At 49.7% G+C, this 4921-nt stretch carries 5 protein-coding genes; all 5 read left to right on the top strand.

Going from position 1 to position 4921, the window contains the following annotated elements:
* Positions 1-733: hypothetical protein (locus tag Q0200_RS05540; RefSeq protein ID WP_297938784.1), on the top strand; the 733-nt coding region annotated here is incomplete at its 5' end.
* Positions 734-797: 64 nt separating this feature from the next.
* On the top strand, positions 798-1244 hold the full coding sequence (locus Q0200_RS05535; protein ID WP_297938782.1) for a hypothetical protein: 447 nt from the start codon (positions 798-800) through the stop codon (positions 1242-1244).
* A gap of 399 nt (positions 1245-1643) precedes the next feature.
* Positions 1644-3833, top strand: a complete 2190-nt coding sequence (gene purL / locus Q0200_RS05530; protein ID WP_297938779.1) for a phosphoribosylformylglycinamidine synthase subunit PurL — start codon at positions 1644-1646, stop codon at positions 3831-3833.
* Positions 3834-3836: 3 nt separating this feature from the next.
* The gene (locus tag Q0200_RS05525) at positions 3837-3992 is read left to right on the top strand and encodes a hypothetical protein (RefSeq protein WP_297938777.1); all 156 of its coding nucleotides are present in this window, start codon (positions 3837-3839) and stop codon (positions 3990-3992) included.
* A 64-nt stretch (positions 3993-4056) separates the two neighbouring features.
* Positions 4057-4921: hypothetical protein (locus Q0200_RS05520; protein ID WP_297938775.1), on the top strand; the 865-nt coding region annotated here is incomplete at its 3' end.

Raw genomic sequence — 4921 nt, 5'->3', positions numbered from 1 at the left:
TAAAGCAGCGGCAGCGGCCGCTATGGCATTAGCGTTTAGCGGTTGCACGGCCATCACAGGCGAGATGGGCGGCGAGAGAGCGTGGCGTACGTATATGGAAAACGACACTAGCATACGGCAGATCGGGTTTATAACCGAGACTACGGTCTACGAGATGAGCGGCGGCAAAAAAGAGGAAAAATTCGGCGACTATATGGGTAGGGCCGAGGTGAAATCGCCGGGCGAGAGCGACTCGGCGAGCCAAAATCTAGGCTGGGTTTACTCAAGCGGCGATGGCGTAAAAACTCTGATAGTGATTGATCTAGATAGTGGTAAAAATGTAGATTTGAGCAATAAAGACGAGATAAAAAAGCTGCAAAACTCAAAGAAATTTAAGTTTTACGAATTTGGCGGCGGGATACTTGAGAGCGTGGTTTATAGTGCGCAAAAATCTCCCGTTTGTAAGGCGTTTTTTAGCGGCGAACCTATAAACGCTAGAAGCGTGACGAACTACTACGTGGGCGCGTCTGATGAGTTTTTCGCTACCGTGATCGACGCGAAGATAGTCGGAAACAAAGGCTTTGAGATAAAAAATTTAGACTTTAAATTTAACCTGCCTAGCAGCAAGCTGGCCGAGGCTAAAGAGCAGGCGACCTCTGAGAAATTTAGACAAGACGTCATCGAACAAGACGTCAAAAAGCAAGGACGCATCCTGCTAAACATACTTTGCTACTATAGTATGCCGAGCAAGTAGGCATTTGCGGCGGGTAATCGCTCATCGATTTTACATAGCGTCGAAATGACGATAAAAGGAAAACATGAATCCGTTTAAAATTTTGATTTTTGCGGTTGTCGTAAATTCTGTTTTTGCCGACGACGCGTCAGAGGATGTAAATTTGACCGCAGATGCCGCTCGCAACCAAAAAGAAGTAAAAATGCTAGAGGCGTTTTGCGGATCGATTTTGCCCTTTAGCATGGCTTTATGCATGCAACTAGCGGACAAGCGTTTGGACGAAAGCAGCGCATTTTACGACAGACAAAAGGGACTAGCGGCGTTGCAAAAAATCTGCGACTCAAAGCTTGCCTGCACGAAGCTAGCGTGCGAGTCCGGCGAGATCCGCGAATGCCTAAATGCCGCTAAATACTATCAGGTCTTGCTTGTCGGCGGCGTGGCGGCGTCGTCGCTTTTTCAAAAAACTGCGACGAGCGCGGCGGGACTGATTGCTTGTATGCTAAGTTTTTTGATAGGGCTCGGGACGGGATGACTGACGAGTATGTGCAAAAGATGAAAAAGTATCTCAAAAAGGCGTGCGATGCGGGCGAAAAAGAGGGCTGCAAGTAGTCTGAAAAACTGCGCGAGCTTTGAATTGTGAAATAAAATTTAATGCAAAATGCGGTTTTTGCTTAAAATTTGAGCCGCTTGCCGAGACCAGCACCCCAAAAATTCTAATTTTTATTTGGCTAAATTTAGAACCGAATTTATTCTTAATTAAAGGTTGGGCGCTTTTAAATCGTTTAGTTTTGTAGCGCAGCACAAATATTGTAAAAAGGCGGTAGTATAAATTTGTGCGCGGCGTAAAATTTGCCTCGTTTTCGTCCTTTTGGTTTATCAAGTTTTTATGCGAATTTAAGTAAAATCAACCAAAATTTTTTAAAGGCTAAAAATGGACAAAGCTACCGTAAAAGCGCACAAAATCAGCGATCAAGAGTATGAGGAGATCCTAAAGATCTTAGGCAGAGAGCCAAATTTGCTCGAGCTTGGGATATTTTCCGCGATGTGGAGCGAGCACTGCAGCTACAAGTCGAGTAAAAAGTACCTAAACGGCTTCCCGACTAAAGCCACGTGGGTGATCCAGGGTCCGGGCGAGAACGCTGGCGTCATCGACGTCGGAGGTGGCGTCGCGGCGGTGTTTAAGATGGAGAGTCACAATCACCCGAGCTTCATCGAGCCTTTTCAGGGCGCGGCGACTGGCGTGGGCGGGATACTGCGCGACGTATTTACGATGGGCGCGAGGGTTGTGGCGAATATGAACTCGCTGCGATTCGGCGAGGTGAGGGGCGAGAGCGAAAACGCGAAAAAACAGCGCTACCTACTAAAAGGCGCGGTCGCGGGTATCGCTCACTACGGCAACTGCATGGGCATCCCTACTATCGGCGGCGAGACGACGTTTGATCCTAGTTTTAACGGCAACATCCTAGTAAACGCATTTGCGCTCGGGCTTTGTAAGAGCGACGAGATATTTTACGGCAGGGCCGAAGGCATTGGCAATCCCGTGATCTACGTCGGCTCAAAGACTGGCCGCGACGGGCTCGGCGGAGCCGTGATGGCGAGCGATAGCTTTAACGACGCGAACAAATCCCTGCGTCCGACCGTGCAGGTGGGCGATCCTTTTGCCGAAAAGCTGCTGATGGAGGCGTGCTTGGAGCTATTTAAAACCGACTACGTCGTAGGTATACAGGATATGGGCGCGGCGGGACTAACATCTAGTAGCTTTGAGATGGCGGGGCGTAGCGGCAGCGGTATGAAGATGTATCTAGACCGCGTGCCTATGCGCGAAACCGGCATGACGCCGTACGAACTAATGCTGAGCGAATCTCAGGAGCGTATGCTCATCTGCGCCAAAAAGGGCTGCGAGCAAAAGATACTAGAGATATTTAAAAAATGGGATCTAGACGCCGAAATCATCGGCGAGGTAACAAGTAGCGGCGTGATGGAGCTTTATTGGCACGGCGAGCTAGCGGGCGAGATACCGATAGCACCGCTTAGCGAAGCCTCTCCGGTGCTTGACCGACCGACTGCGCGCCCAAAATACCTAGACGAGATCAAAAATTTGCAAATCCCGGACAGTGCGGATAATAAAACCGCGTTTTGGAAGTTGCTTGGCGAGCCAGAGGTGCTAAACAAGTCGCTGATCTACGATCAATACGACGCAAATATCCAAACAAACACGATCAAGCAGCCAGGACTCCTCGGAGCTGCGGTTATCCGCGTTAAAGAAACGGGCAGGGCGATCGCGATGGCGGCGCAGTGCGACCCGAGGGCGAATTTCGTTGATCCTAAAATCGGCGCGGCTAGAGCGGTCGCGGCGGCCGGACGAAAGGTCGCGATGAGCGGAGCGACGCCTCTAGCCATCACCGACTGCCTAAACTACGGCAATCCGCAAAATCCAGAGGTCATGTGGCAGTTCGCGCAGGGCTGCGAGGGTATCAAAGAGGCTTGCCGCGAGCTAAATACGCCAGTTGTGAGCGGCAACGTGAGCCTTTATAACGACACTGAGGGCGTGAGCGTCTATCCGACGCCAGCGATCGTGACGGTGGGCATGAACGAGGACGCAAACGCGAGCCTTCCGAGCGTCTTTACTCGCACCGGTACGGCGATATACGTGCTTGGCGAGACGAAGGGCGAATTTGCCGCGTCGCTTTACGCTAAGGCGCTATTTGACGCAGTGGGCGGCGAGCTGTGCGCAGTGGACTATAAAAAAGAGCGCGCGCTATGGGATCTGGTCATCGAGGCAAATAAATCGGGCGCGCTAGAGTTTGCAAACAGCGTAGGCGTAGGCGGCGTAGCCATAACGCTAGCTAAGATGGCATGCCTAAGCGGGCTTGGCGCGGAGTGTAAATTTGACGTTAAAAAGCCAAATTTTATCTTTGACGAGAGCTTTTCGCGCGCGATCGTCGGCGTAAAAGACGAGGCTAAATTTGAATCTCTAGCCGCTAAACACGGCGTCAAATTTGAAAAAATCGGTAGCGTGGGCGGAGATAAATTTAAACTAAACGATATCGAGGAAAAGCTAAGCGACGTGAGCGAGGTTTATTTTAATAAATTTGCCGCAATCATCCGCCAAGAGGACTAAAATTTGACGCCCAATTTTGGCGCGGGAGGTTTAGCCGGACTAAATTTGAGCGGCGCAAATTTGACGCGCTTGCTAAATTTAGCTTGCCTCGGCGATATTTATCCGCGCGCTTTGGCGTCAAATTTGATCAAATTTAAGCAGCTCGCGATGATGATCTGATATCTTGCCGAGCTTGCAGGCGACCGTAAAAGTAAAATTTAACACGAATTTGAAAGGAAAGTAGATGTCTTGGAAAGACTTTTTAAACAACAAAGAAGAAGAACAGCCGCAAAAGGAGGGCAGGGGAATGGATCAAAAAAGCGTAGCTAAGCCGCCGGTGCTATTTAGCGAGACTCAGCAGGTATTAAAGGCGGTCGAGGCCAAACTGGGCGGCACGCTAATCACCTACTACAACTCAAACGCGGGCAGCGTCTGCGGCAACGACGCGAGCGCGATGTATGAAATTTTAAAGGGTAAAAAGATAGAAAACGCGTTTTTGTTCATCAAAAGCGACGGCGGCAGCGGTATAGCAGCGCTTCGTATCATCAGTACTCTGCGAAACTACTGCAAAAACATCACCGCTCTCATCCCGGCTAACTGTGCGTCGGCCGCGACTATGATGGCGCTAGGCGCAAACGAGATCGTGATGGGCCCACTTGCCTATCTAACGCCAGTTGATACATCGCTCAAGCATGAACTTAGCCCTACAAACAAGGGCAACGAGCTTGTTAGCGTCTCGATGGACGAGCTTAGCCGTGTAGTCAAGCTTTGGAAAGAGCAGGACAAAGATAGACCAAGTGACACAAACCCATATAACTCGCTATATGAGTATATCCATCCGCTAGTTTTTGGTGCGGTTGATCGTGCTAGCTCGCTCTCACTTAAAATTTGCTCTGAACTACTTAGATATCACATAGATGATGATAAAAAGATCGTTGAAATTTCTGAGAGACTAAACGCAGACTACCCAGCGCACGAGTATCCGATACTCTTTCGTGAGGCGCAGGAGATCGGTCTGCATGTCAAAAAGATGGACGATGATCTAAACGAGATGCTTCAGGAGCTAACGCTACTTTGCTCAGAGATGGGGCAGCGAGCATTTACAGATT

It is taken from the genome of uncultured Campylobacter sp. (assembly GCF_938045225.1).
In the GTDB taxonomy this organism is placed as follows: Bacteria; Campylobacterota; Campylobacteria; order Campylobacterales; family Campylobacteraceae; genus Campylobacter_A.
Note: the sequence above shows the minus strand (reverse complement) of the source record. Positions and strands in the feature narration are given on the sequence as shown.

What these genes read in the sequence shown, in the direction of transcription:
- Q0200_RS05535 (WP_297938782.1), top strand. Translation starts at nt 798, where the DNA reads ATGAATCCGTTTAAAATTTTGATTTTTGCGGTTGTCGTAAATTCTGTT.
- purL (WP_297938779.1), top strand. Translation starts at nt 1,644, where the DNA reads ATGGACAAAGCTACCGTAAAAGCGCACAAAATCAGCGATCAAGAGTAT.